Origin of the sequence: Treponema denticola ATCC 35405 (assembly GCF_000008185.1) — a bacterium.
GTDB classification, from domain to species: Bacteria; Spirochaetota; Spirochaetia; order Treponematales; family Treponemataceae; genus Treponema_B; species Treponema_B denticola.
This window is the reverse complement of sequence record NC_002967.9, coordinates 222,434-246,614: the sequence shown is the minus strand read 5'-3', so window position 1 is coordinate 246,614 and position 24,181 is coordinate 222,434. Positions and strand designations below refer to the sequence as shown.

Annotated in this window: 24 protein-coding genes and 1 other RNA gene; 12 read left to right on the top strand and 13 right to left on the bottom strand. The window is 37.2% G+C overall.

Annotation, left to right across the window (positions count from 1 at the left end; all coding sequences use genetic code 11):
- Positions 1-52 precede the first annotated feature (52 nt).
- Positions 53-403, top strand: a transfer-messenger RNA (tmRNA) gene (ssrA, locus tag TDE_RS01015).
- Between the two features lie 5 nt (positions 404-408).
- Here ssrA and cobO read toward each other — a convergent pair.
- The 4 genes from cobO to TDE_RS00995 all read right to left on the bottom strand — a co-directional run bounded on the left by cobO (position 409) and on the right by TDE_RS00995 (position 4,873).
- Entirely contained in the window at positions 409-924 is a 516-nt protein-coding gene (gene cobO / locus TDE_RS01010) for a cob(I)yrinic acid a,c-diamide adenosyltransferase (RefSeq protein ID WP_002666509.1), read from the bottom strand.
- Positions 925-993: 69 nt separating this feature from the next.
- A complete protein-coding gene (locus tag TDE_RS01005) occupies positions 994-2,280 on the bottom strand; it encodes an SLC13 family permease (RefSeq protein ID WP_002681109.1) in 1,287 nt (428 codons plus the stop codon).
- A gap of 46 nt (positions 2,281-2,326) precedes the next feature.
- The gene (locus tag TDE_RS01000; protein ID WP_002681108.1) at positions 2,327-3,493 is read right to left on the bottom strand and encodes a glycerate kinase family protein; all 1,167 of its coding nucleotides are present in this window, start codon (positions 3,491-3,493) and stop codon (positions 2,327-2,329) included.
- Between the two features lie 24 nt (positions 3,494-3,517).
- Positions 3,518-4,873 carry a GntP family permease gene (locus tag TDE_RS00995; RefSeq protein ID WP_002681107.1) on the bottom strand — a complete coding sequence of 452 codons (1,356 nt, stop codon included), beginning with the start codon at positions 4,871-4,873 and terminating at the stop codon, positions 3,518-3,520.
- A gap of 184 nt (positions 4,874-5,057) precedes the next feature.
- Between TDE_RS00995 and TDE_RS00990 the strand changes: the two genes are divergently transcribed.
- Positions 5,058-6,854: a leucine-rich repeat domain-containing protein gene (locus tag TDE_RS00990; RefSeq protein ID WP_002681106.1), complete on the top strand. Its 1,797-nt coding sequence runs from the start codon at positions 5,058-5,060 to the stop codon at positions 6,852-6,854.
- Between the two features lie 12 nt (positions 6,855-6,866).
- Here the strand turns inward: TDE_RS00990 and TDE_RS00985 are convergent, their stop codons facing one another.
- A complete protein-coding gene (locus TDE_RS00985) occupies positions 6,867-7,931 on the bottom strand; it encodes an adenylate/guanylate cyclase domain-containing protein (RefSeq protein ID WP_002681105.1) in 1,065 nt (354 codons plus the stop codon).
- Positions 7,932-7,986: 55 nt separating this feature from the next.
- Positions 7,987-9,507: a glutamate--tRNA ligase gene (gltX, locus tag TDE_RS00980; protein ID WP_002681104.1), complete on the bottom strand. Its 1,521-nt coding sequence runs from the start codon at positions 9,505-9,507 to the stop codon at positions 7,987-7,989.
- A 125-nt stretch (positions 9,508-9,632) separates the two neighbouring features.
- Between gltX and TDE_RS00975 the strand changes: the two genes are divergently transcribed.
- A complete protein-coding gene (locus tag TDE_RS00975) occupies positions 9,633-10,655 on the top strand; it encodes a hypothetical protein (RefSeq protein ID WP_002681099.1) in 1,023 nt (340 codons plus the stop codon).
- A 175-nt stretch (positions 10,656-10,830) separates the two neighbouring features.
- Here the strand turns inward: TDE_RS00975 and TDE_RS00970 are convergent, their stop codons facing one another.
- Both TDE_RS00970 and rsmI read right to left on the bottom strand, forming a co-directional pair.
- On the bottom strand, positions 10,831-11,109 hold the full coding sequence (locus tag TDE_RS00970; RefSeq protein ID WP_002676478.1) for a flagellar biosynthesis anti-sigma factor FlgM: 279 nt from the start codon (positions 11,107-11,109) through the stop codon (positions 10,831-10,833).
- A gap of 73 nt (positions 11,110-11,182) precedes the next feature.
- Complete coding sequence (rsmI, locus tag TDE_RS00965; RefSeq protein WP_002681097.1) at positions 11,183-11,839, bottom strand: 16S rRNA (cytidine(1402)-2'-O)-methyltransferase; 657 nt, start codon at positions 11,837-11,839, stop codon at positions 11,183-11,185.
- A 76-nt stretch (positions 11,840-11,915) separates the two neighbouring features.
- Between rsmI and TDE_RS00960 the strand changes: the two genes are divergently transcribed.
- Positions 11,916-12,326, top strand: coding sequence for a hypothetical protein (locus TDE_RS00960; protein WP_044971528.1), 411 nt, complete (start codon positions 11,916-11,918; stop codon positions 12,324-12,326).
- 4 nt (positions 12,327-12,330) lie between these two features.
- On the opposite strand, the gene TDE_RS00955 is transcribed toward TDE_RS00960, so the two are convergent.
- The 3 genes from TDE_RS00955 to TDE_RS00945 are packed head-to-tail and all read right to left on the bottom strand — an operon-like array spanning position 12,331 to position 13,904.
- A complete protein-coding gene (locus TDE_RS00955; protein WP_002681095.1) occupies positions 12,331-13,320 on the bottom strand; it encodes an asparaginase in 990 nt (329 codons plus the stop codon).
- A 9-nt stretch (positions 13,321-13,329) separates the two neighbouring features.
- On the bottom strand, positions 13,330-13,710 hold the full coding sequence (locus TDE_RS00950; RefSeq protein WP_002684748.1) for a PIN domain-containing protein: 381 nt from the start codon (positions 13,708-13,710) through the stop codon (positions 13,330-13,332).
- A complete protein-coding gene (locus TDE_RS00945; protein WP_002681091.1) occupies positions 13,710-13,904 on the bottom strand; it encodes a type II toxin-antitoxin system VapB family antitoxin in 195 nt (64 codons plus the stop codon). Before TDE_RS00945 ends, TDE_RS00950 begins: the two co-directional genes overlap by 1 nt.
- Positions 13,905-14,049: 145 nt before the next feature.
- Here TDE_RS00945 and TDE_RS00940 point away from each other — a divergent pair, with 145 nt between their 5' ends.
- From TDE_RS00940 to TDE_RS00910, 7 genes are all read left to right on the top strand, one after another.
- Complete coding sequence (locus TDE_RS00940; RefSeq protein ID WP_164920588.1) at positions 14,050-14,583, top strand: GNAT family N-acetyltransferase; 534 nt, start codon at positions 14,050-14,052, stop codon at positions 14,581-14,583.
- A 60-nt stretch (positions 14,584-14,643) separates the two neighbouring features.
- Positions 14,644-15,786 carry a vWA domain-containing protein gene (locus tag TDE_RS00935; protein WP_002681086.1) on the top strand — a complete coding sequence of 381 codons (1,143 nt, stop codon included), beginning with the start codon at positions 14,644-14,646 and terminating at the stop codon, positions 15,784-15,786.
- Positions 15,787-15,890: 104 nt separating this feature from the next.
- Positions 15,891-17,912: a hypothetical protein gene (locus tag TDE_RS00930; protein ID WP_002681085.1), complete on the top strand. Its 2,022-nt coding sequence runs from the start codon at positions 15,891-15,893 to the stop codon at positions 17,910-17,912.
- A gap of 31 nt (positions 17,913-17,943) precedes the next feature.
- Complete coding sequence (locus tag TDE_RS00925) at positions 17,944-18,708, top strand: prolyl oligopeptidase family serine peptidase (RefSeq protein WP_002681083.1); 765 nt, start codon at positions 17,944-17,946, stop codon at positions 18,706-18,708.
- 10 nt (positions 18,709-18,718) lie between these two features.
- Entirely contained in the window at positions 18,719-19,147 is a 429-nt protein-coding gene (locus tag TDE_RS00920; RefSeq protein WP_002681082.1) for a GNAT family N-acetyltransferase, read from the top strand.
- 11 nt (positions 19,148-19,158) lie between these two features.
- The gene (locus TDE_RS00915; protein WP_002681080.1) at positions 19,159-20,046 is read left to right on the top strand and encodes a DMT family transporter; all 888 of its coding nucleotides are present in this window, start codon (positions 19,159-19,161) and stop codon (positions 20,044-20,046) included.
- An 18-nt stretch (positions 20,047-20,064) separates the two neighbouring features.
- Positions 20,065-20,853 (top strand): sulfite exporter TauE/SafE family protein, encoded by a 789-nt coding sequence (locus TDE_RS00910; RefSeq protein ID WP_002681078.1) that lies wholly within the window; start codon positions 20,065-20,067, stop codon positions 20,851-20,853.
- A gap of 1 nt (position 20,854) precedes the next feature.
- Here TDE_RS00910 and TDE_RS00905 read toward each other — a convergent pair whose 3' ends face one another.
- Together TDE_RS00905 and TDE_RS00900 are read right to left on the bottom strand one after the other, a co-directional pair.
- Positions 20,855-21,754, bottom strand: coding sequence for an adenosine deaminase (locus tag TDE_RS00905; RefSeq protein ID WP_002681076.1), 900 nt, complete (start codon positions 21,752-21,754; stop codon positions 20,855-20,857).
- A 108-nt stretch (positions 21,755-21,862) separates the two neighbouring features.
- Entirely contained in the window at positions 21,863-22,630 is a 768-nt protein-coding gene (locus TDE_RS00900) for an alpha/beta hydrolase (protein WP_002666565.1), read from the bottom strand.
- A gap of 196 nt (positions 22,631-22,826) precedes the next feature.
- Here TDE_RS00900 and TDE_RS00895 point away from each other — a divergent pair, with 196 nt between their 5' ends.
- A complete protein-coding gene (locus TDE_RS00895; protein ID WP_002681074.1) occupies positions 22,827-24,152 on the top strand; it encodes a hypothetical protein in 1,326 nt (441 codons plus the stop codon).
- Positions 24,153-24,181: the final 29 nt, after the last annotated feature.

Sequence of the window (24,181 nt, the reverse complement as noted above, 5' to 3'; positions counted from 1 at the left end):
CTTGACTTTTTCATATAAATTTAATATAAATATAGTAATCTATTTACAGCTTGGGGATGTTCCGGTTTCGACCGGAAAGACGGAGGCTTAAGCTGCAGGCGGAGTGCCGATCTCCTGATTCGGCAAACACTATAACTGCCGAAAATAACGACAGTTTCGATTACGCCTTAGCTGCATAATCGCGGAATCTGCTTTGCACTGCTCCGAGCGGGGCATGATTCCGACGCCAATCGGGGCTTGCTTTTTAGCGGCGTGTAAACGTTAAAAGGGACTTTTTTTACACTAAGGATTCGACGCTTTCGGTGCTGCTACCGGATCCCTACAACCACCTCGCACCGATAAGCCTGTAGACGCTTCTGATTCCCTTTTCGGGACGGGGGTTCAATTCCCCCCATCTCCATCAGCTTTTTAAGATTCTATACCACGCCTTGCCTGTACACCGTCATTAAAATAGTGCTTTATCATCTTCATTTCGGTTACAAGGTCGGCCGCTTCAATTATTTTTTTATTTGCATAGCGGCCGGTTAAGACGAGTTCTACGGATTCGGGCTTGTTTTTGATAATATGCAGGATGCGTTCAATATCAAAAAGGCCGTATAAAAGGGCAACATTTACTTCTTCCATAATTACAACATCGTACTCGCCCGACATAATTATCTTTTCAATCTTATCCAAGCCTTCATTTGCTCTTTGAATATCCTTTTCCGTAGGATCATTATGAACAAAGTGAGCTTCTCCGTATTGTTCTATTGTAAGATTGGGTAGATACTCAGGGGCTTTTAGCTCGCTGTAATTCATTCCCTTTAAAAATTGACCTATATAAACTTTGTATCCGGCACACACGGCTCTAAGAGCAAGCCCGAAAGCCGCTGTCGTTTTTCCCTTACCGTCTCCGGTATAAACTTGGACATAACCTTTTTTCATATTTCCCTCCAGAAAAATTAAGCAAATTCGCTATGTCTTGATTATACCAGCTTTTTATTAAAGATACAATTACACGCCGTAACAAAGCCAAATAAGAATATAACCTATTACAACCGCAGTAAGGGTGTAAGGAACGCTCATCTTCATAAATTCGCTGTTTTTTACCTGATGGCCTTCGTTTCTTAAAATACCGAGAGATGTAATATTTGCAGAAGCCCCAATGGGCGTAATGTTCCCGCCGAGGGTTGCTCCTGAAAGAAGTCCGAAAAACAAAATGGGTGAAGCTATATTAAGGCCTTCCGAAAGTATTTGTATAATAGGTATCATGGCAGCAACATATGGAATATTATCTACAAATGCAGAAATTAAAACCGAACCCCAAACTATTATTGTGTAAATTAAAAATACATTTGAGCCAAGGGTTAAAAACCAGTCGGCAATGGCCTGTATAACTCCGGCCCTTGTAACGGCTGCAATAACAGTAAAAAGCCCCATAAGTAAAAAGAGGGTTTCAAAACTGAGTTCTTTTTTTACGACTTTTAAAATATCAAGTTTTTTTGTTTTTATGATGTTATAGATAATACCTACGATCATAAGGCCTGTACAAATTAACCCGTTTATTGTTTGGGGCTTTTTTTCCTCCGGTAAAAATGAGGCTCCAATCATAAGTACGACCATTACTATAAGCAAAATTGAAGGAAAATAATCCGTTACCTTGGTAAGTTCAACCTTATCCGGCTTCTGGACGGCCTTTCGGAAAATAAAATAGATAATTCCGGTGGCGGCAACAGCTGCAATTTCGACGGCAAAGAAAAGAGAGGGTTTTCCCAAATACCAAAAAAAGTCGAAGAAGGTCATGTTTAAATGGCTTCCTAAAAGAATTGAGGTAGTGTCTCCTACCAAGGTGGCTGCTCCTTGAAGGTTTGCCGAAATTGAAATAGCAATTATGGGTTTAACAGGCGACATGTTGAGCTTTTTCGATAATACAACAGCAATGGGTGCCAGCATTAAGACTGTGGCAACATTATCCATAAAGGCTGAAATAAAACCCGCAAAGAGGGATAGACATACTATAATCCATTTTACATCGGGTACATTGTTTATAATCTTATCTGCAATGCGTTGCGGCATTTTAGATTCGGTAAAAAGGGCAACCAAGCCCATTGTTCCTGCAATCATTAAAATAACATTCCAGTCAATGGCAAAAAAAACTTCATTATAAGGGAGTATCCCTAAAAGTACGAAGATTAGGGCCGATGAACAGGCCACTATCGGCCTGTGGTTTGTCAAGGTAATCATCAAAACATAGGTCAATCCGAATAAGACGGCCGCTAAAATGAGAGGATCTGTAACCATGGTAATCTCCTAAAGGGTAAATTCTTACACTAAATGAGAAAATTTGTCAACATATGGAAAAAATTCCGATTAGGCGCAAAACATCCTTCATTGTTGCGGTCAAATCCGTTTCGGCCGTTTTTTTTGCTTGGCTGAATGGGACGGCAAGACGGTTTATACTGAATACGGCGGAAACTCCCATTTTATAGATATCGTCTATGCCCTCTTCTGCATCGCCTACGACAGCTATCACAGGCACATTTTTCTTTTTGGCTCTTTGGGCAACGCCTGCAACAACCTTTCCTCTTAAACTTTGACTATCCAATTTGCCTTCTCCCGTAAAAACAAAATCGGTATTATCCAGTTTTTTCTCAAAGTCAACCGTATCAAGAACAATTTCAATACCCATTTTTAACTCGGAACCTAAAAAGACAAGAGTTCCGTAGCCCATGCCTCCGGCAGCCCCTGCCCCGGGGATTTCTGCCGTTTCAGAACCGGAATTGAGGGATTCGGTTTTTCCTGCAACCAAGGCCAGACGTTTTAGGCCTTGGTCGAGTTCTTCAACCATGCCGGGGTCTGCACCTTTTTGCGGAGCAAAGATGTAGGCTGCTCCGGTTTTTCCGAAAAGAGGATTATCTATATCGCACATAGTCGTAAACCTTGCTTTTTTTACAAGAGGGCTTAGACCTGTCATATCTATGCGTTCAATATTTTTTAAGGTTCCGCCTGCCGGAATAAAACTTTTTCCTTCCTTATCAAAAAACTTAACTCCCAAGGCTGCTGCAGCTCCGCAGCCTCCGTCATTTGTCGCACTTCCGCCCAAACCGATTATAATATTTGTACAGCCGTTTTTAAGGGCATCGGCTATGAGTTCACCTACCCCATAGGTCGTGGTAAGAGATGGGTTAAGCCTTCCCAACGCAAGAGGGAGGCCCGCACAGGCGGCCATTTCAATTACAGCAGTCTTTTCGGCATTTGGCTCTTCATTTTTTAAAATACCGTAAAAGCCTTCCATTTCTTCAAAAAAAGGATTTTTGACTTTAACCGTTTTTTTTATGCCGCCTATAGCTTCTAAAAAGGCTTCGACACTGCCCTCCCCGCCGTCTGCGACAGGGATTGAAAGAGTTTGAGCTTCAGGGAAAATCTCTTTTATCGCATTTTTCATCAAAGTGCATATCCGAGCCGAGCTCATTGTTCCCTTAAAGGAATCGGGGATAAGCAGTATCTTTTTCATAGCATTAACCTCTTTTAAATTGTTCTATAAAAATAAGGATATGATAAATATACCTATAATTGCGGCAATACCGATTACAAGAGTCATAAGGGTTTGCGTCTTGTATCCGTCCTCAGCCTTTAAACCGCCGAAGGTTGTGACTACCCAGAAATAACTGTCATTTGCATGAGAAACGGTCATTGCTCCTGCTCCGATTGCCATAACGGTTAAGGCCGATAAGGGAATGGTAGCAAGGCCTAGGGGTGCCATAAGAGGAGCAAGGATTCCTGCCGTAGTTGTAATCGCAACCGTCGATGAACCTTGTGCAGATTTTAAAATAGCAGCCAAGAGGAATGGGAAGAAAATGCCGACGGTTTTTAAAACGGCAGCATGTTCAGTAATATAACCTACTAAGCTTGATGAAGCTATAACCTTGCCTAAAACACCGCCTGCGGCAGTTACAAAGAGAATGGGGCCTACAACCTTTAAGGTTTCATTTGTGAGAATATAAAAGTCCTCTGTCTTTTTTTGGCTTGCAAAAAGTATGACACCGAAAATGAGACCTACCGCTAAGGCCATAATAGGGGCTCCGAGGAATTTTAAGATATCGGCACCGGTACCGCTCATATTTGCCATAGAAGCAACTGAAGAAAGAGCCATGAGGAGGATCGGCACAATAATAGGAGCTATGGCAGTAAAACCGTTTGGAAGAGATCCGTAACTTGCAACCAGTTCTTCATAGGATTGTGAAACCTCATCTGTAGAGCTGTCTTCTGAAGCCTTTACCTTAGTTCCTATATATCTTGCAAAAAAATAACCTGCTATGAGGGGGAAGATAGAAGCTAGGGCTCCCATACCGATTACTAAAAGAAGGTTGTTTCCTATGCCGAGAGAGCTTGCAGCTGCAATAGGCCCGGGTGTAGGCGGAATAAATACGTGAGAAATATACAAACCGGCCGATAGGGCTACAGTCATTGCAACGCTCGATATTCTTGTTCTTTGCACAAGAGCCTTTCGTATCGGGTTTAGAATAACAAAACCGCTGTCACAAAATACGGGAATTGAAACTATCCAGCCCATAATCAGCATAGCAAGTTCAGGATGCTTTTTACCTACAACCTTGATAACCATATCGGAGAGCTTTAGGGCTGCTCCTGTTTTTTCAAGGATTGTTCCGATTAGGGCACCAAGAATAATAACAATACCGATACTTGTAAAAGTTCCGCTAAAACCGGCTCCTATTGTGCCGGGAATCTTTACCAACGGTATTCCTGCGGCCAGAGCCAAAAGGAGCGAAACTCCCATAATCGATAAAAAGGGATGAATTTTCAGCTTTGAAATAGCGAAAATCATAAGAGCAATAGCAATAACAAATGTAATAATAAGTGCTATACCTTGCATATAAACCTCCGGACATTTAATAAATGTAAGAAGAATTATATCATATAAATGTTTATAATGCAAATTTAAATATGGTAAAGGCTTTCAGTTTTATGTTTCAAGTTGATAAAGTCTTGACATCATTTTGAAAAACCGTCATCATAGCCTTATCATGTTTAATTATTTTAATGCGAGGTTTTGTTTTATGGGTATAAAAAAACTAAAGAAGACTATAATTTTTATGAGTTTTATTTTTCTTGTTGCGGCTTGTTCGGATAATAAGCCGGAGAAAGAACAAGATATAAAAACTGTTGACGGCAAAAACGATGTTAAAGAAGAAGAACCCATAAATTTGCCTAATACGGAATCTATAAGCTTGATCACGGCAAAGTCAAAGGGTGAAAAAATAAAGCTTAGGGTTGAAAGATTTGTTTCCAATCGTGAGCCTATATGGATCGATTTAAATTCAAATAAAAAAATGGATGAAAATGAAGATATAACGCCTTTTGTTGTACCGGGTATGTCCGCTTATCGTGATTATACTATTGATAGTGAGGTTATAACTATATATGGTAAAATAAATAGGTTTTTTTGTGAGGGAAACCGTATAACAAGTATTGATTTAGCTAATAATCCTTCATTAACACATCTTTCTTGTTCCGATAATAACCTTCAAGACTTATCTCTTATAAATAACAGGAATCTGGTATATTTATCTTGCGGTAAAAATAATTTGACTTCTATAGATTTTAGCCAAAATTTCGATTTAAAAGAAATTTTTTGTGATGAAAATCTAATCAGAGAACTCGATGTTTCTCATATTAAGGTGTTAACAACTTTAGAAGCTCAAAAAAACAAATTGAAATTTCTCGATATGTCGAAAAATACATCTCTTATAACTTTATATTGCCATGAAAATGAGCTGACATATTTAAATACGGATAATTGTAAAAACTTAAAATTTCTTTCTTGTTCCGAAAATGCTCTTACATCCATAGATATAAGTTCAAATCCTATTTTGCGTAAATTATGGTGTGCAAATAATAAACTTAAAAATATCGATTTATCGAAAAATGTGAACCTTACATTTCTTGTGCTGAATAATAACTTATTATCGGAATTGGATATAAGCAATAATCCCAGCTTAAAAGAGTTTTGGTGCTATAAAAATAATCTATCCAATTTATCTTTAGATGGTCATGAGAATCTTGAAATATTATCTTGTTATGATAATCAACTGAATTCGCTTGATATTTCTCATCTTCCGGAATTACAAGAATGCTATTGCTACAATACAAATATAAGCGAGCTGGATGTATCTAAAAATAATAAGTTGATAAGATTGTCTTGCGGCAAAAATAATCTTTCTCAAATAAACTGTTCTAATCTTAAAGATCTTGAGTTTCTTTATGTATCTGAAAACAGCCTTTCAGCTTTGGATATAACGCAGAATTTAAATCTTACGGAGCTTGATTGTGGAGGAAATATGTTGACAGAATTGAATATAAACAGTAATAGAAAACTAAAAGAATTATATTGCAGAAATAATAAACTAAAGGCTCTTAATACATCTAATAATGTAAAATTAATTTATCTATACTGTAAACAAAATGAAATTACAGATATCGATCTTACAAAAAATACGGAATTGCAGTTTTTGTCTGTAAGCGAAAACCGTTTGAAATTTTTGAATTTACGAAATAATGTAAAATTGGAAAAGCTATGGTGTTACGATAACTTACTCATGGGGCTTAGTGTTTTAAATAATAAGAATATAAAACTTATATCTTGTTATAATAACCAAATAAAAGAAAAAGAGATGGATAGGCTCATAAAATCTTTACCGACCCGTTCAAGCGAAGAAAATGGAAGATTCTACGTAGTCGATAGACGGGAAAATAGTACAGATAATAATATCTGTACTATTCAGCAGGTTAATGATGCAAAGAAAAAACATTGGAATGTTCTAAAATCCGATAGCGGCGAATTTACGGGCCATTAAAAATTTTATAGGCTAATCTTTAACCTTTATGTGGTAAATCGTCGATTCTTCTTTTATTCCCTTAAAAGTAATACGTTGGCGCTGAACTTTGTTTGTGATTGCTGCTATGGATTTTTGTATTTCGTTATTGTTAAAAAGTTCTTCTGAAATTACTACCTCATTCGGCTGAGCTGCATTTTGGATACGGGCAGCCATATTTACGCTTGTACCGAAGTAGTCTAAGCGGTTGTTTAAGGTAACGACCAGAGCGGGGCCTGCATGAATGCCGATTTTCACTTCAATTTTTTCGATTTCGGGGTTGTTTTTATAATGCTCGTGCAATTCTTTTTGCGCTTCAATGCTTGCATCTACGGCTTTCTTAGAGTTCATAAAAACGCCCATAATTGCGTCTCCTATGGTTTTTACCGGTACGCCTCCGAACTTTTTTATTACATCAAATAGAATTATAAAATGATCTCTGACAAGGGCAAAGGCCTTTGCATCTCCTAACTCCGAATACATAAGGGTTGAACCCTTAATATCCGTAAAGAGAATTGCAGCTTTCATTACTTGGAGGGATTGCCCCGGTATTAAAACATCCGATCCCATGAGGTCCCTGTAAAGGTTGTTTTGAATTAAATCGATTCCCTTTATGGAATTAGGGGTTTTCCAAGTAAGATAGTTTCCTTCATTTACATCAGTTTCTATTTTTGCAAGATAGTTTTCCTTCAATGAAGAATCCAAGGGTAGTATATTCGGGTGAATGGAGAAGAAAACTTCAATATTGTCGTCTAAGGTATTGTTAAAGTTTTTTTGGCAAGCCGGACAATAGTTTTCTGAAACAGCTTCATGTATTGAAAGGGTTTCATGAGCTACACTTCCACAGGTCGGGCAATGATATATCCAGTCGATTATAAAAAAACCGTCATATACGCCTTGGATAAAAATATTTAAGGCTGTTTCTCTGTTTAGACTTAATTCTTCTGCAAGACCATACACATCTATGTGAAATAATTTTTCTTCTTGCAGTGCCGATAAGGATGCCGCAATTTTATCTGCTTCTTCTTGATTTTGATTGTATTGTAAATTTAAATTCATAAAATAACTCCGGAGATTTAACCCGGAGTTATTATAAAAGTTACAAATTCGATATTTAAAACCTTTCTGCTATAGCTTTTTCGATGCGTTTAATAGCTTTTTCTATCCCTAAAATCTGGATTGAACCTACAAGGGGCGGGCTTATTCTGCTGCCGGTAACGGTCATTCTGACAGGCATCATAAAGTCTCCCATCTTAATACCCATAGCATCTGCTTCTGCCCTAAAGACTTCTCCGCCGGCATGGTCGTCAAGACCTAAAATTTTGGGCATTACTTCGATTGCCTTTTGAAGAACTTTTTTTGTAGTTTCGGCATCAAGTTTTTTCGGTATTATTTCTTCTGCCGGAGGAACAGCCGGTTCTTCAAAGAGAAAACGAACCATTTCGGTTATTTCGCTTAAAAGGTGAAGTCTCTCTTTTACCAAAGGCATCACCTTCATTAAAATTTCTTTTTGTTCTTGGGTCGGCTTTAAATAGGTTTGATTTTCAAAACGGCATCCGGCTTTTTTCAGCTCTTCTTCATTTATTTTTCCGAAAAGGCCTGAATTTGCAATGTAGGGCCATGTAAGAGCAAAGAGTTCTTCATCGGTTTTTTCCCGCATATATTGGCCGTTAAACCATTCCAGCTTTTTATAGTCGAATACGGCAGGGGCCTTGTTTAAATGTTTAATGTCAAAGAGTTTTTCCAAGTCTGAAAGGCTGTACATATCACGGCCGTCTTCATAAGAGCAGCCCAGCATAGCAACATAATTGATAATGGCTTCTTTTAGGTAGCCCTTATTTCTGAATTCGTTGCAGCTGGTGGCTCCATGCCGTTTTGAAAGCTTTTGTCCGTCATTTCCCATAACCATGGGCAAATGGCAAAATTGAGGCGGTTCCCAGCCGAAGGCCTTGTACATTATAACATGCATTGGGGTGGATGGGAGCCATTCTTGGGCACGCATAACATGGGTTATGCCCATAAGGTGGTCATCTACTATGTTTGCCAAGTGATATGTCGGGAACCCGTCGCTTTTTAAAAGGATTTGGTCGGGGTTTATATCTTCATTTTTCCATTCAATATCGCCTAAAAGGGCATCTGTAAATTTGGTGCTGCCTTCAAGCGGAACCTTTAAGCGGATAACATAGGGAATACCCTCATCCATTTTAGCTTTAATTTCTTCATCGGTTAAATTGCGGCAAGCCCTGTCATAGCCCGGAGGCATCTTGTTCATTGTTTGAATTTTTCGGATTCTGTCGAGCCTTTCCGAATCGCAAAAGCAATAGTAAGCAAAGCCCTTGTCGACAAGTTCTTGGGCGTATTTTCGGTAAATATCGAACCTTTGAGACTGAATATAGGGTGCACAGGGGCCTCCCTTCGGTCCGCCTTCATCCCATTCAAGGCCGAGCCATTCAAGGGTATCATAAAGGTTCTGTTCATATTCTTCGCTGTATCTTGTTCTGTCGGTATCTTCAATACGCAAAACGAATTTTCCGCCTTTTGAGCGGGCAAAAAGATAATTAAACAAGGCTGTACGGACTCCGCCTATGTGCTGAAAGCCGGTGGGAGAAGGAGCATATCTGACTTTAACTTGCATAGTTACAAAACCTCCTAACTGTTATAGATAATGTCAAGTTTATTAAGGGGCCTATTATACATTTTTTTAGTCTTAGGTGCAAGGCTAAATTAAAGCTTATTTTTTTTAAGCCGATACAGGTACTAATGAAGACTTCTCGTATTAAATTTGCCGTTAGGCTAATGTTTTTTTTATTTTGTGTTTCAGCCGTTTTTTCCGAATCCGGAGATATAAAGCAAAATATTCCGGTTACTTCGATGCCCCCTAAGTGGGAACCCTTGTTTCCGTCAGCTTTGTGGGTAAAAAATATTCCAATCAAACAAGAAGTTTTGATACAAACTGTAAAAACAAAAGAAGAAATGGATGCTTCTCTTAAATTTGACGAATCAAAGCTGCAATCCGTTTTATTGAATAACGATATTTTTGCTCTTTATGGAAAACCGGGAGCTTATACTATGGGCATTTTAGGAAGATATTCTCCTGAAGAAATCGAACCGATTATGAATGAGTTTATAATAACTTATGATGAAGTAAACAAGGAAAGAGGAATTATACCGGCTTTTTATCTAATTTACGGAACATGTTGGCCAGAAGGCGAAATCGGTCTTCTTCGCTTATCCACTGTCAAAAAATATATAGAATTTGCCGCCGAAAGAGGCTGGTATGTATTTATTGACCATCAAATCGGAAAATATACGGTAGAACAGGCTATGAATGCAATCTTGCCTTTTTTGAAGTACCCGAATGTGCATTTGGCTCTGGATCCCGAGTGGCGTACAACTCAGCCGATGAGGGTTATCGGCTCGGTTACGGGTGATGAGATAAATAAAGCTCAAGAAATGATGGATAAATACATAAAGGAAAATAATATTACGGGCAGAAGAATGCTTGTAATTCATCAGTTTAATTCTATAATGATTAAAAAAAGGGCTAATGTAAGAAGCGATTATGAAAGAGTTCAGCTTATTCACTGTGCGGACGGATTCGGTTCTCCCCAATTAAAGAAAGATTCTTATGCCTATAATGCTCTAGCACAAAATATTCCGCTTAAATCTTTTAAGCTTTTTTCAAAACCGACTGTTGCAGGTGCAGGTTATGACCAGCCCATGATGACCCCTGATGAGGTCTTTAACTTAAACCCTCGCCCCTACCTTATAATGTATCAATAAAAACACCAAATCAACAACCCCGACGCTCTGCGTCGGGGGATTAAACCCTCCGCACGAATAAAAAAGGCTGTAAGCTCATAAAGAGATACAGCCTTTGTTGTTTTAAAGATGATATAGAAACCATGATGTCGGTTCGGCACGGTTTATCCATGCTTTTATCAATAAATTATTTTAATTAAAATCCCAAAGAGTCTAAAATTTTATCTGCTGTTTGATCCAAAATACTGTCTATATATGAAGGATCTTGAAGTTTTCTTGCAACTTCTTCTATCTTTTCCCGGCGGATATCCGGAGCAGCCTTTACTGCATCCATTGCAAAATAAATTTCCGATAATTTTTGAGCTTCAGGAGATACTTGCACTGAATCGGAAACTTCTACCTTTTCCATTCTTCTTGGTTTTTGAGTGTTTTGTAAATTTTTGATCGGATCAATTCCGCCCAATTTTTCTATCATCATGTTTTCCTGCCTTCCTAACCGATTATCGGTTAATCTTTATCAAAAGTTAAGGTTTTATTTTTATAAAAGTCTATTTTCCTGTAACAAAAACAGAAAATTCCCCTTTTATCGAGGGCCTTTTTTCAAAATTTTGCAAAACTTCACTTGCCGGCCCCTTGATAATCTCTTCATGGAGTTTTGTAAGCTCCCTCCCTATAATAAGCTCACGGTTACTATCTATTTCGGCAATATCGGCTAAGAGCTTTACGATTCTATAAGGGGATTCATATAAAACAAAGCCTGCCCCAAAGTCAAATAGCTCTTGAAGCCTCCGTTTGCGTTTTCCGGCCTTAGGCGACAAAAAACCCTCAAACACTACCGTTTTGTCGTAGGTTCCAGCTATACTCATTATAGCACCAAAGGCTGACGCACCCGGAATCGGAATTATTGTATGCCCTGCTTTCCTTGCCGTCCTTACTAAAATAGAGCCCGGATCGCTGATTGCCGGTGTTCCCGCGTCGCTTGCATAGGCTATTTTTTTCCCTTCATCTAAAAGTTTTACAATTTTTTCGGAGGCGGCGGCTTCATTTACAGCCCTGCACGAAATTAAAGGCTTTGAGATCTCATAATGAGTTAAAAGGCCTAAAGTGTGCCTCGTATCCTCACAGGCGATAAAATCGGCTTCTTGAAAAGTCTCTAAAGCTCTAAAACTGATATCTTTTAGATTGCCTATAGGAGTGGCAACCACAAATAAAATTCCCACTTATTCATTATATCATAGTTTTAGTATTGAATCAATAGAAAAAAAGGTGTATGATGTATTTATGACGGATTTACAGCCTTTATCATGGATGATATTAGTTTTTATAGGCCTTTTTTTAATTGTATTCGCTTATGTTCTTTTTAGTGCATCTGCAAAACATGCAAGCGGCAAAAAGATTAGGCAAACGGGGAAAAAAGGGTCCCCAGGAGTTTGCCCTGTTTGCGGTACTGTTTTGGCTAGAGATGAACAGGTAAAATCGGCTGTGTATCCGGGAGCGGATGATAGATTATGCTATATATACGGCTGTCCGCATTGTTATCCCGGTTGTGAAAAGGGTGTGCAGCGTCAATGTCCCGTTTGCCATAAGACTGTTCCAAATGAAGCTCATCTAATTGCAAGATACTTCGACCGAAAAAAAGGAAAAAAGCGGGTTCATATTCTAGGCTGTTCAAACTGCCGCTTTATGAGTTAAAAAGTTAAAACTGAGGAACAACCTCTCCTGCTGTTTCACCCCGATGATTTTTGATGTTTTTATCGGCAAGATTATCAAAATATTCGTAATCGGCTTTATCGATTACACCGAGTTTTTTTAATAAGTGAACCAAAACGATATCTCTGGTTTTTGAAATTCCGTCATAGGTTTTGACGGCAATGCCGTATTTTTTATCGGGTAAAAGGCCGCCGAAATATCCGTTTGCTCCCGATTTTACAACAAGTTTCTCGGGATATTTTTTTACCAAGAGATGGTCTATTCTATCCGTGCCGGAAGTGTATTCGGAACAGGCTGTTATGGAATCTATTATGTCCTTCGCATGGGTAGATAAATTTTGAGGCAGGTTTTTATAGTCGGCCATTCTTGCCATTCCGAATGCAAAATTGTAAAGGGGCAGGGAGTGAACCGGAACTCCGCAGCCGTCAACCGAGATATTATCATCGGGAATCTTGCAATCGCAGATCAGCTCTATCATTTCTCTTATTTTTTGCTGAACGGGGTGCTGAGGCTTGTAATAATCGTCAGTAGAAGCTTTCATTAATACGGCTGCCGCCAGCATACCGGAATGCTTTCCGCTGCAATTATTGTGAATATCGCGAGGTTTTTCATTATTTACCTTCATTCTCAATTCTACTTCCGGTTTAAAAGGATAGTGGGGGCCGCACTTTAAGGCACTTTCATCAAGTCCTATCTTTTTTAATATTCCCGTTACGGTTTTTATATGAAAATCTTCGCCTGAATGGGAGGCACAGATTTGAGCTATTTCTTCATGGCTTAGATTGAACTTTTCCTTGGCACCCAATGAAAGAGGCACCAGAGCCTGAATAAGTTTTGCACTTGAACGCGGAAAGGATACTTCCTTTGGGTCTCCTGCCGAGTATACAATCTTGCCGTTCTTATCGACTACGGCGATTGAACCGAATGTATAAAGGTCTTCAATTTTGCCCCTATAAGATTTTAAAAGTATTTCCATTTTGATCTCCTATTTATGTATAAGTTTTAGCCCAAATAATGAGCTCATTAATTTGAAATGTTTATCTAAACTATAAAGATGTAAATTGGTTTGTATAGCATTTTGTGCTATAATCAAATCTGGAATTCCGACTTTGTTTATTCCGTTTTGCAGATTTAATGTTTGCATTTGAATCAAACCGTTCCAGTCTATATTCATCTTTATCCTGTCCAAGTTCAATAACAGTTTTTTTAGCTTGTTTTCTTTTTTTTGTATTATAAATGGCAATAGTTCTGTTAAAATCAAATCATTTATCGCAAGAGTATTTGAATCTATAAGGTCATTTAAATTTTTAACCTGTTCGTTCCCTCTAAAATATTCAATCCAAACAGACGTATCTACTAAAACCATTAAGCTCTATTCCTTAAAGTATCAAGGTCTATTTCTAAGTTGCATTTACCAAAATAGCTTTTTAGGTCTTGAATTTGATATTTTTTTATTAAATTATCAATGGCAACTTCAATGAGCTCTGTTTTGGTTTTTATTTTTGTCAATGCAAAAGCTTGTTGAATCTTTGACTCATTTAATACAATAGTTGTTCTCATTTTATCCTCCATACATAATTCTATTATAGTTTATGCATATAGTCAATAGTGATTATATGTCTTTGTCAAGACTATTACCGGAAAGCCGAAAATAGCGTTATTTTTATACTTGAAATTTATACATAAATCTTATAGTATGTTTTCTATGAAATTTGAACCTATAAAAACGAGCAGGCTGGTTATTGTTGAATATGCTCCGGAATATTTAAATGAGGTGTTTGCATACCGTTCCCTTCCTGAAATTTATAAACCTTACACTGCAAAAATAGATACCCCTCAAGTTCTTGCAGAATATTTTGAAGAACAAATTACCGAATTTGATAATCCGGAGGGCGGTTATTCGGTTTTTCTTATTCTTTTAAATTCAAAAGTAATAGGAGAAATTACTGTATCGTTTTGGGATCATAATAACGAAATTAATGAAATAGGTTTTGCCGTTCATCCTGATTATCAAAAACAGGGGTTTGCTTCTGAAGCATTAAAAGCCTTTATCGATTTTCTTTTTAAAAAAATGAAACGGAACCGTATTCAAGCAGGATGCGATTATGACAATATAGCTTCCAGAAAATTACTCGAAAAAGCAGGGTTAAAAATGGAAGGACATTTCCGCAAGTCTAAATATGATAATGGAAAATGGGTAGATACTTGTTATTATGCGGTTTTAAGGGATGATTTATAAAATATTTTTTGCAAAAAAAATTCTATTTACAAAATAAGAATTTTATCCGATAATTAATATATGCAAAAAAGAAAGTTTTTATGGATTCTTGTTGTCGGATTTCTTTCTGTTTTTCTTGAGGCTGAGGACTTAAGCCTTTCAAAAGAAGATTTGCTTGTTATACAAAACCCTAAGGGCGGCTACCATTTATATATAAAAGCCAAACCCGATATAAAAAGTGTGCTTTTAACGGAGACGACAAAGGATCCCGATTTAAAATTGGATAACTATGCCTACCGTGATCCCAATTATAATGAAATAAACGGAGATGAAAAAAGGCTTTTAAACGGTGAATTTTTGCTGCCCGAAAAAAGACTTTACAGTCTTATAGATTCTACTCCCGAAAAAAATACGCCTCTGGGGGAGGCCTATCATATTTGGATTCCCTATATAATTTTATACGGATATGATTGGTCGCGAAGCGGCGAAATCGAAGTAAAAGACGGAACCTTTTTTAATATACGCACCTTTGCAAAACCTTACGGAGATTATACGGGAAATTTTCAGGACAATCCTTTTACCTTGCGGGTAACCCAAAAACCTGTTGAAAAAGACCCTCCCCCTGATCTTTCGTATAGTGATGAGGCCGTAAAAACTTTTACGGATTTAGCCGACACAACCGAAGGAGAAATGATTTATGCAAAGGGGCCTGAGGATATTCTTTCAACAATAAAAGAAATTTTAAAAAAGGGAGAAAAGGACCATCTTGATTTACTCTTTGCTTTAGATTCCACCGAGAGTATGAAGGATGATGTTGAAGAAGTGCGTAAAAATATCAGCTCAATGCTTGCCGAGACTTTGCCTCAATATAAAACTTATAGAATAGCCTTGGTTTTATACAAGGATTACCGTGAAGACTTTTTAGTGAGGGAAGCCTGCGTTTTTACCGATAATTTAAAAAAATTTGAAAAAGCCTTATACGGCTTTAAAGTTTTCGGAGGGCGGGATATTCCCGAAGCCGTATATGAGGGTATCTTCTTAGGGCTTCGTCAGTCATGGCGCGCCTTAGATGCCGATGTTGATAAAAAACTTATTCTTATAGGAGATGCTCCTCCCCATCCCAAGCCTCGAGGCAAGGTAACAAAAGAAGATGTAGATAAACTTGCTGCAGAAAAGGGAGTAAAGATTTACCCCATAATATTGCCGCATTCTTTGTCGTATTAAGAGCTTTTAAGGCCGGCAATTTAGCCTCCTCCTACTTTTATTTTTTCGTCTTATGTGATAAAATATCACCTCGCTAAAAAGTTTTCGATAAGAGGAGGTAAAAGATGAACCCCAAAGATGTTGCCGAATGGCGGGAAAACATTATAAAGTTGCCCGATCATCATTTTTTTGATTTAATACAGCTGTATTTGGGAAAAATTAAAACCCCCTTTAATAAGCAGCGCCTTGCGGAACAGCTCAGTGCTTTCTTGCGAAAACCGGCAATACAAGAAAAAATTGCAGAAAGTCTGGATTCTTATGATATATTGATTTTAAAAGCCGTAAGCGAAATCCCCAATCCAACACAGGCGATGCTGTCTATATTTTTTTCAAAAAAAATATCTTATTCCGAATTGTCCGAAAAACTTTTAAATGCGGAAGAGCGCCTTCTTTTGTACCGTGTTCAAAATAATGACGGGGATAAGATATACAGGATTAATCCTATTTTACAAAAAATTATAGACCCCTTTTTATCACCCAATCTTTTTTTTATGCCGGAAAAAACAGGGCAGGTAAAATCTAAAGAAATAAATATAAACGATACGGCCCTTGCCGGAATTTATTCCTTTTGTATTCATAACGAAGTCGTTTTAAAAAATGACGGTTCTTTTAAAAAAAAATACGAAGATTTAATTAAAGAAGTTTTTCCGTGGCTTTCGGAAAAGACAAAACATATTGACTCTATTTTTTTAGCATGTGAATCTTTAGGGCTTGTTTTTAGAACCGAAAACGGATTTGCAGTTCAAAAAGCAAAATGGGGCGCTTTTTCTCAATTAAATAAACTTGAGCGTTTGGTATATTTTACGGCTGCATCCTTATTTAAGATGAGGAAAGAAAATTTACAAAAACTTGTTATAATCCTTTTCGAATTTTTAAATAGTTTTTATCCCGATGCATATTATGAAGAAGAAGATGTAGAGCAATTTTTTCTTCTTTTGTATATGCAAAATTTTTCTTCGGCAGTACAAAATGAAATTGGAAACGAGAATATTTTACATACAAACTTTATCGACACCGCAGAACTGTTCGGAATTTTATGCAGAGAGAAAAATTTGATTTATTTAAATCCCGAATTATTTAAAAATGCGGAAGAGCCTCAAAAACCTCTTTTAATTGATCCCTCATTTGAAGTTACGGTTTTACCCGACAGTAACCTAAAACATCTTCTGTCTGCAGCAGAGTGTATGGAGCCCGTTTTAATTCAAACTACAGGAAAATTCGAAATCACAAAAAAAGCTTGCTCTAGGATTTTTCAATCGGAATTAACTTCCGAAAATATATATAAAATCTTATCTGATGCAACAGGGCATGAGATTCCGCAAAATATAAGAGTTTCTATAAACGAGTGGTATAAGAATTTTACTTCATTGGAATTATACAGCGGTTTTGTCGTTTCCGTAAACAAGGAAAAGGAAAAGTTTTTTGAACTTGATACGCCTTTAAAAAAACTTGTCCGTAAAAAAATAGCGGAGGGAGTTTATCTTTTAAATGTTCAAGATTTAAAAGATTTTGAACAAGCCGTTTATAAAAGCGGTTTGGAATTTATCTTTTATAAAAATAAACCTCCTCAATCCTCGTCCGTAAGAAATTTTCAAAAGTTGAATTTATTTTCTCAAAAAGAAAAAAAAGATTATACAAAAAAGCTTGATTGGGTAAAGAAGCAAAAAGAAAGAGAAAATAAATACTCAAAAACTTTATCTCAATTAAGTGCAATACTAAAAGATTTGCACTTAACAAAGGAAGATGCTAAGGCCGTAAGCAGCCGCATAAACCGTAAAGCTATAATTACGGAGGAGCAGCTTAAAGACGGAGTTTTTAAATTTACAAAAAAAGAAGCGACCGGCCTTGATTTTTTAGGAAAACAAAAAATAGCAGAACAGGCAATCTTAGGAAATCATTCTCTTGAGATAGAGCTGCACACTGAAAAAGGAAAGGAAAAGATATACGGGATTCCTGAAGATATTTTAAAACAAGAAAAAGATGCTGTTCTTATACTTGCATGCGGTAATCTTAATGACAAGCTGAAAATTTCTATAGCCCATATTTCAAAAATAAAGCTGATTCAAAATTCTATTTTTTCGGAATAAGGGAATGACGGAATAAAAGGGGGGTAAAGCTATGGGTAAATACAAAAATCAAAACATAATCGAAGAACGTATAGAAATTGAGGGAATACCTTGTCTGCGTTTTTATCCTTCAGAAATAAGCGGTTTTGTTCAGCCTTTCCCTACCGTATTTTATTATCACGGCTGGTCTTCAGAAAAGAATAAGCAAAAGCTGATGGGCTATGTTTTTTCGACTTTGGGTTATCAGGTAATCTTACCCGATGCAGTCCATCACGGTGAAAGAAATAAGTTTGAAGATTATGATAAGGCTTTAAACGAATTTTTTTTGCCTACAATTATGCAAAACCTTGCCGAGTTTTCCGTACTAAAAGATTATGCCGTTAAAAATTGTAATGCCGATAAAAACAGCCTTGCCGTTTCAGGACATTCTATGGGAGGCTTTACTACGGCAGGAATCTTTACCCATAATCCAAGCGTAAAAACTGCGGTCGTTTTTAACGGTGCCTGCGATTGGCAAAATGCAATCCTTCAAATCGAAAAAGAATATGATGAAGCTCATATCGAATTTGATGAGGCAACAAAAAAAGCCGACCCCGCACAAAACATCGGCAAGCTTATAAACCGTCCTCTTTTCCTCTTACATGGAATAAAGGACTCCCTTGTTTCTTATAAGATTCAAAAACAATTTTACGATTCAACCTTACCGCTTTATAAAAACAAGGAGCTTTTAAAGTTAATGAGCGTCGAAAGAATGAACCATTATATAAGCATTCAAATGCTGGATGAGGCCATTCTATGGCTGAACGAAAATCTATGAGGAGGCTGTTATGATAATACGAGAAGTTACTATAGATGATTATAAAGATATCCGGAATTTAAATAAAAATGCTCTGGGTTATGATTTTCCTCTGGAAAAAACAAAAACACAGTTGGAAAAAATTTTGACCGGCAAGGAAGCTAAAATTTTTGGAGCCTTTGTTGACAATAAATTAATCGGCTATGTACATATTGCCGATTATGAATGTTCTTTTAATGACAGTTTGAAAAATATTATGGGTATTGCCGTTGATCCCTCATATCGAAAGCAGGGAATCGGGCGTGATCTTCTTACTAAGGCTGAAACTTGGGCAAGGGATACGGGAGCCGCAGGTATAAGACTTGTTTCGAGTGTAGGCCGCACTGAAGCCCATAAATTCTACGAGGCAATGGGTTATACCAGCAAAAAAGAACAAAAAAATTTTAGAAAAATATTTTAGAGGGTTGAAAAATGAAATTAACATCGAAACAAAAGGGTATTATGTTTTTAATTTTGTCGGCTCTTTGCTTTGCATCGATGAATTTGTCGGCAAAGCTTGCCGGTAGTTTGCCTTCAATGCAAAAGGCTTTTTTTAGAAATCTAATAGCGGCTGCTGTATCCTTTACCGTGCTTATAAATTCAAAAGAAAAATTTCATTTGAATAAAAAAAATCTGCCCTTCTTTTTTATGAGGGCAATTTTCGGCACTATGGGGATTGTCGGAAACTTTTATGCGATAGAGCACATGCTTCTTGCGGATGCTTCTATTCTTGCAAAACTGGCTCCTTTTTTTGCCATTCTTTTTTCTTTTTTATTTTTAAAGGAAAAAATAAAACTATATCAAATCCTTGCGGTAATCACAGCTTTTTCGGCAAGCCTTCTTATAATAAAACCGGCTTTTGCAGACACAGGCCATGTGATTGCAGCTCTTGTAGGGGCGTGCGGAGGAATGATGGCCGGTGCCGCCTATACTTGCGTCCGCTGCCTTTCTCTTAAGGGTGAAAAGGGGCCTCTCATAGTCTTTTTCTTTTCATTTTTTTCGATTTTAATGCTGTTTCCGCTTTTTATCATCTTTTATCATCCGATGAGCCTTTATCAAATCATTATGCTATTGATTGCGGGCCTTTTTGGAACAGGAGGTCAGTTTTGTGTAACCGCAGCTTATGCTCATGCTCCGGCCGGTTCAATCTCGGTCTATGATTATACCCAAATAGTTTTTTCTGCAATTTTCGGTTTTGCTTTTTTAGGAGAACTTCCCGACCGATGGAGCCTTTTAGGTTTTGCCATAATTTTTGCAGTGGCTCTTTTTATGTTCTTACACCACGAAGATAAGACAGAAGTTCATGTAGATTTAAATTGATATAGAGGAGAATAATTTATGTATATATCTTTACAGGCAATGATTTTTTTATGTTTTTGTGTTTTTCTTGCAGGTTTTGTAGATTCGGCTGCCGGCGGCGGAGGCCTTATTTCTATTCCGGCCTATTTTTTTGTAGGGCTTCCGGCTCATATGGCTATAGGCTGCAATAAGTTTTCGGCAGCATGCGGGACAACTTTTTCGGCTTTTCGGTTTTTTAAACATGGAGCTCTTGAGTGGCGTATAGCCTTAGTCTCTGCCTTATTTTCTTTTATTTCTTCCTATCTGGGAATGAAAATTGCCTTGGGAATAGACCAAGTTTTTCTAAAAAAAGCTATGATTTTAATACTTCCGGCAATAGCTGTTATTCTTTTGCTAAAACGGAATTTCGGCAATGAAAATAAATCAAAGGAAATACCTCAAAAAAAGACTTTTGTTTTGGCGGCCTTGATCGGTGCTTGTGTAGGTTTTTATGACGGGCTTATAGGGCCGGGAACAGGTACGATTGCAATTATCGCTTATTCTGCATGGATGAAGTATGACCTAAAAACGGCATCGGGGAATGCTAAACTTTTAAACCTTGCTTCAAACTATGCTTCGTTGACAGCCGTTCTCATAAATAATAAGGTTATTTTTTCAATTGCAATTCCTGCTGCTGTTTGCGGTATTATCGGTAATTACTTAGGTGCCGGATTTGCTTTAAAGAAAGGAGCTGCATTTATCAGGCCTCTTATGATTGTTGTTATAATTTTATTGTTTGCAAAATTATTTTATGATGTATTCGGTAAGATGATATTAGGATTATTTTAAATTATCTAATTGCCATCAACTGATCGGCTTCTTCCTCGGTTATAACTTTTTCGCTTACAAGGTCGTAAAACTGCTCGCTGTTTGTTTTTCCGAAGAACAGAATATCATCGGTTCCTATGCTTATAGGAACTCCTGCATCCATCATTTTACGTAACGGATGGGATTTTAGGTCTTTGGCTGCCCCCAGCATGATATTGCTTTGCGGACAAACATTGCAGCGTATCTTTCTGTCGGCTAAAAATTGCAGTACCTTATCGTTTTGGGCTGCCCCTATGCCGTGCTGAACCTCGTCTAAATTAAACATTTCAACAAAATATTTGACTGAAGCTGCATCTGAAAATTCGCCGACATGGGCCTTCTTTTTTAAGCCGTATTTTTCGGCCAATTTAAAGATATATACGCATTGTTCAATACCCTCGGAAACTTCAGGCCCGTAAAGGTCTATATTTTTAAAAACCTTTGATGATATCATGGGTTCTATCCATTGTTTTAAAAAACTTTGATCTATGGTCTTTGATATTCCCAGTTCAGGAATGATTTTGATTTTATTTTTATATTTTTTTACTATACCGCTTATCCCTTCCAGAAAAGCATCCAAATTCTCATTAAACTGCTTTATAAAGCCAATATCGACGGATCCTTCGATACAAACAACATTGTCTTTTATTGCGGTCATTATGGACATTTCTATTAGATCTATTACGTGTTGTGCTGTAGTACATGCAGGGCGGGTATATTGTCCGATTATTTCATGCATTTCATCAAGACCGTTCATTTTGCGTGGAAAATTGGGAATTTCAAAGCCTGCCCATTTTTTATAGTCTGAATACTCCATACTTAAATTCAGATGATTATGAGTATCAGCCTTGGGCTGCTTTTTATAGTAATCAAAATCTCTCATTAATACTTCCTTGTAACCATATAGTATAAGTATATCACTCTTTTTTAAAAAAGTCATATCAAATATACAATAATCCTGCAATATTATCGGTAAATTTTACTAAAAAGTTTAATCCTTTAAGAATTCTATTATTTTTTTTGCTACAAGCTCTTTTTCAACATCATTTGTAACTATGTGACTGCTTTTTTCAAGGATTAGATAGTCGTTTTGATTTCTTAAAGTCTTATCTATGAGGTCTTTTACCTTAAAGGGCACCAATTTATCGGCTTTTGATAAGACTGTAAGGCTTTGCGATCTTATAAAAACCATATTTTTTAAGGCTAATCTTTGTAATTTATAAAGGTCAGCCGTTTTTGCTAAGTATTCTACACCGTTATAGTCCGATATGGCTCTGCCGTATTCGGGGTCATTTTCATAAGTTTTTTTGACGGTTGCTATCTTTTTGACAAAAAACTTTAAAAAAGGAGTAAGTTTTATTCGATTATCCGCTGCTATAAAAGCCGGAGCACATAAAAATATCTTTTCAGGGTTAAAACGGGCTGCAATCAGAGAGGTTAATACCCCTCCCATTGAAAGGCCTCCTACAAAAACTCGTTCATACATTGCACAGAGGTCAATATACTCATCACAAACCTTACGGAGCCAATCTTTCCAATTAGTAGTCAAAAAATCATTCTTATTTGTGCCGTGTCCGGGAAGCCGAGGAATATATATATTGTAGCCGGCTTCATTTAGCTGATGCCCCAGCCAAATCATATCTCTGGGAGAACCCGTGTAACCATGAATCAGCAAAATAGCCGGAGCGGTTTTCAGGCCTTTTAAAAAAAAGGGTTTTGTTGTATCTGAAAGTTTGATAGGATAATTGTCAAAAAACACGTAAAATCTCCTTTAAGTCTAAGTACATTCTAACATTATATACCTTTTTTTGCAAATAAACTAGGTATTATACCGTAAATTTTTAACCTTTTCAAATAAGGAGAATCGCTTATTTTATAACTTAAAGGTAATAGCCCTTGTGTATTTAAAGAATATGTAATATATTTAATATTATAAAGATATAAGGAGACTTTAAATGAAAAAAATTATTTCAGTATTATCAATCGCAGCGCTATTATTTGCAATTTCCAGCTGCGGTGGCAAATCGGAAAAGAACAACGCTGTTCTTAAAGTAATAAAGGAAGCCGAAGGTATGACTCTTGATCAGCTTTTCGAAAAGGCCTATCAAGAATCAAACGGAAAGGTTCTAAAAGGTTTGGGTAACTCAAGCCGAGGTAAGACTGCAGGAGAGACCTTTGTTGAGGCAATGAAGGCAAAATATCCCGACTATACCGGAAAAATAGATTGGTCTCAGCCTAAGAACAATACTATTTTTGACCAGCTTACAAACGATAATAAGAACGTTAACCCCGAATTTTCTATGACTCTTATTCAGGATGGAGCTCAGATTAAGGCTAAGATGATTGATACGGGCATCTTACATAATTTTGTTCCTAAAGAGTGGAAAGAATCTGCGGGTACCGACATGAAAGAAAACGGAAATCCCTTGGCCTTGCAAACTTTGAGCAAAGTTTTTATGTACAATAATGTCGAAGCTTCAAACAAGTTTTTAAATGTATGGGATTTTGTAAAAGAAGGTCAAAGCCCCCTGTTTATGGGTTTGGAATCCGAACCTATCGGAAAAAACTTTTTGCTCATGCTTACTCATGAAAAGTACTCAAAGGTTGTAAAAGCCGCTTATGATGCTTTGCCTGAAGCCGATAAAGCTTATTTTAAGCCCATAGTTGACGGCTTGGAAAAAACAGCTAAAGAACTTGGTTTAAACGAAAACGGAAAATATGCCCTCGCATGGATCAAACTATTTGTTTCTCAGTTTAACTTAAAAACCGATGACGGCCCCATCAGCGTAGATTTGGTAAAAAAATCTTCTAAGGATCAAACGGGTTTATTGGTTTACTCCAAATTGCGCTCAATTAAAGAAACAGACGAATCTTCCGTAAACAATATTACCGTTGCTGCTTATCAGGACGGATATATCGGCTTCGGAGGCTATGCATATAAGCACTATTTGCAGGTTTTAAACAATGCTCCTCTTCCTTGGACAGCATGTGCCTTTATTGCTTATATGGTAACAACAAAAGAAGGCTTCCATCCTTGGGGAAAAGACATGGGCGGATACAGCTCCAACCCTGCTATCAATCAAGATCACAGCATGGACGGCTATGTTGAAGAAGAAGTAAACGGAGAAGTTAAAAAAATAAATAAATTCCCCGCTAAAAACGATAGAGGCTATGACTGGTGGACAGGAGAAGGAAAAGGCGGCTTAATTGTCGAAGAGCCCGTATACTGTGCAAGTGTAACCTTTACCGTAGGTGAATGGATCAGCTCCTTACGAAACTAAAAGATTATTAAAAAATTAATATGAGGGAA

Coding starts and splice junctions, on each gene's coding strand:
- cobO (WP_002666509.1), bottom strand. CDS start 924: ATGAAAAAAGGTTATGTCCAAGTTTATACCGGAGACGGTAAGGGAAAA.
- TDE_RS01005 (WP_002681109.1), bottom strand. CDS start 2,280: ATGGTTACAGATCCTCTCATTTTAGCGGCCGTCTTATTCGGATTGACC.
- TDE_RS01000 (WP_002681108.1), bottom strand. CDS start 3,493: ATGAAAAAGATACTGCTTATCCCCGATTCCTTTAAGGGAACAATGAGC.
- TDE_RS00995 (WP_002681107.1), bottom strand. CDS start 4,873: ATGCAAGGTATAGCACTTATTATTACATTTGTTATTGCTATTGCTCTT.
- TDE_RS00990 (WP_002681106.1), top strand. CDS start 5,058: ATGGGTATAAAAAAACTAAAGAAGACTATAATTTTTATGAGTTTTATT.
- TDE_RS00985 (WP_002681105.1), bottom strand. CDS start 7,931: ATGAATTTAAATTTACAATACAATCAAAATCAAGAAGAAGCAGATAAA.
- gltX (WP_002681104.1), bottom strand. CDS start 9,507: ATGCAAGTTAAAGTCAGATATGCTCCTTCTCCCACCGGCTTTCAGCAC.
- TDE_RS00975 (WP_002681099.1), top strand. CDS start 9,633: ATGAAGACTTCTCGTATTAAATTTGCCGTTAGGCTAATGTTTTTTTTA.
- TDE_RS00970 (WP_002676478.1), bottom strand. CDS start 11,109: ATGATAGAAAAATTGGGCGGAATTGATCCGATCAAAAATTTACAAAAC.
- TDE_RS00960 (WP_044971528.1), top strand. CDS start 11,916: ATGACGGATTTACAGCCTTTATCATGGATGATATTAGTTTTTATAGGC.
- TDE_RS00955 (WP_002681095.1), bottom strand. CDS start 13,320: ATGGAAATACTTTTAAAATCTTATAGGGGCAAAATTGAAGACCTTTAT.
- TDE_RS00950 (WP_002684748.1), bottom strand. CDS start 13,710: ATGGTTTTAGTAGATACGTCTGTTTGGATTGAATATTTTAGAGGGAAC.
- TDE_RS00945 (WP_002681091.1), bottom strand. CDS start 13,904: ATGAGAACAACTATTGTATTAAATGAGTCAAAGATTCAACAAGCTTTT.
- TDE_RS00940 (WP_164920588.1), top strand. CDS start 14,050: ATGAAATTTGAACCTATAAAAACGAGCAGGCTGGTTATTGTTGAATAT.
- TDE_RS00935 (WP_002681086.1), top strand. CDS start 14,644: ATGCAAAAAAGAAAGTTTTTATGGATTCTTGTTGTCGGATTTCTTTCT.
- TDE_RS00930 (WP_002681085.1), top strand. CDS start 15,891: ATGAACCCCAAAGATGTTGCCGAATGGCGGGAAAACATTATAAAGTTG.
- TDE_RS00925 (WP_002681083.1), top strand. CDS start 17,944: ATGGGTAAATACAAAAATCAAAACATAATCGAAGAACGTATAGAAATT.
- TDE_RS00920 (WP_002681082.1), top strand. CDS start 18,719: ATGATAATACGAGAAGTTACTATAGATGATTATAAAGATATCCGGAAT.
- TDE_RS00915 (WP_002681080.1), top strand. CDS start 19,159: ATGAAATTAACATCGAAACAAAAGGGTATTATGTTTTTAATTTTGTCG.
- TDE_RS00910 (WP_002681078.1), top strand. CDS start 20,065: ATGTATATATCTTTACAGGCAATGATTTTTTTATGTTTTTGTGTTTTT.
- TDE_RS00905 (WP_002681076.1), bottom strand. CDS start 21,754: ATGAGAGATTTTGATTACTATAAAAAGCAGCCCAAGGCTGATACTCAT.
- TDE_RS00895 (WP_002681074.1), top strand. CDS start 22,827: ATGAAAAAAATTATTTCAGTATTATCAATCGCAGCGCTATTATTTGCA.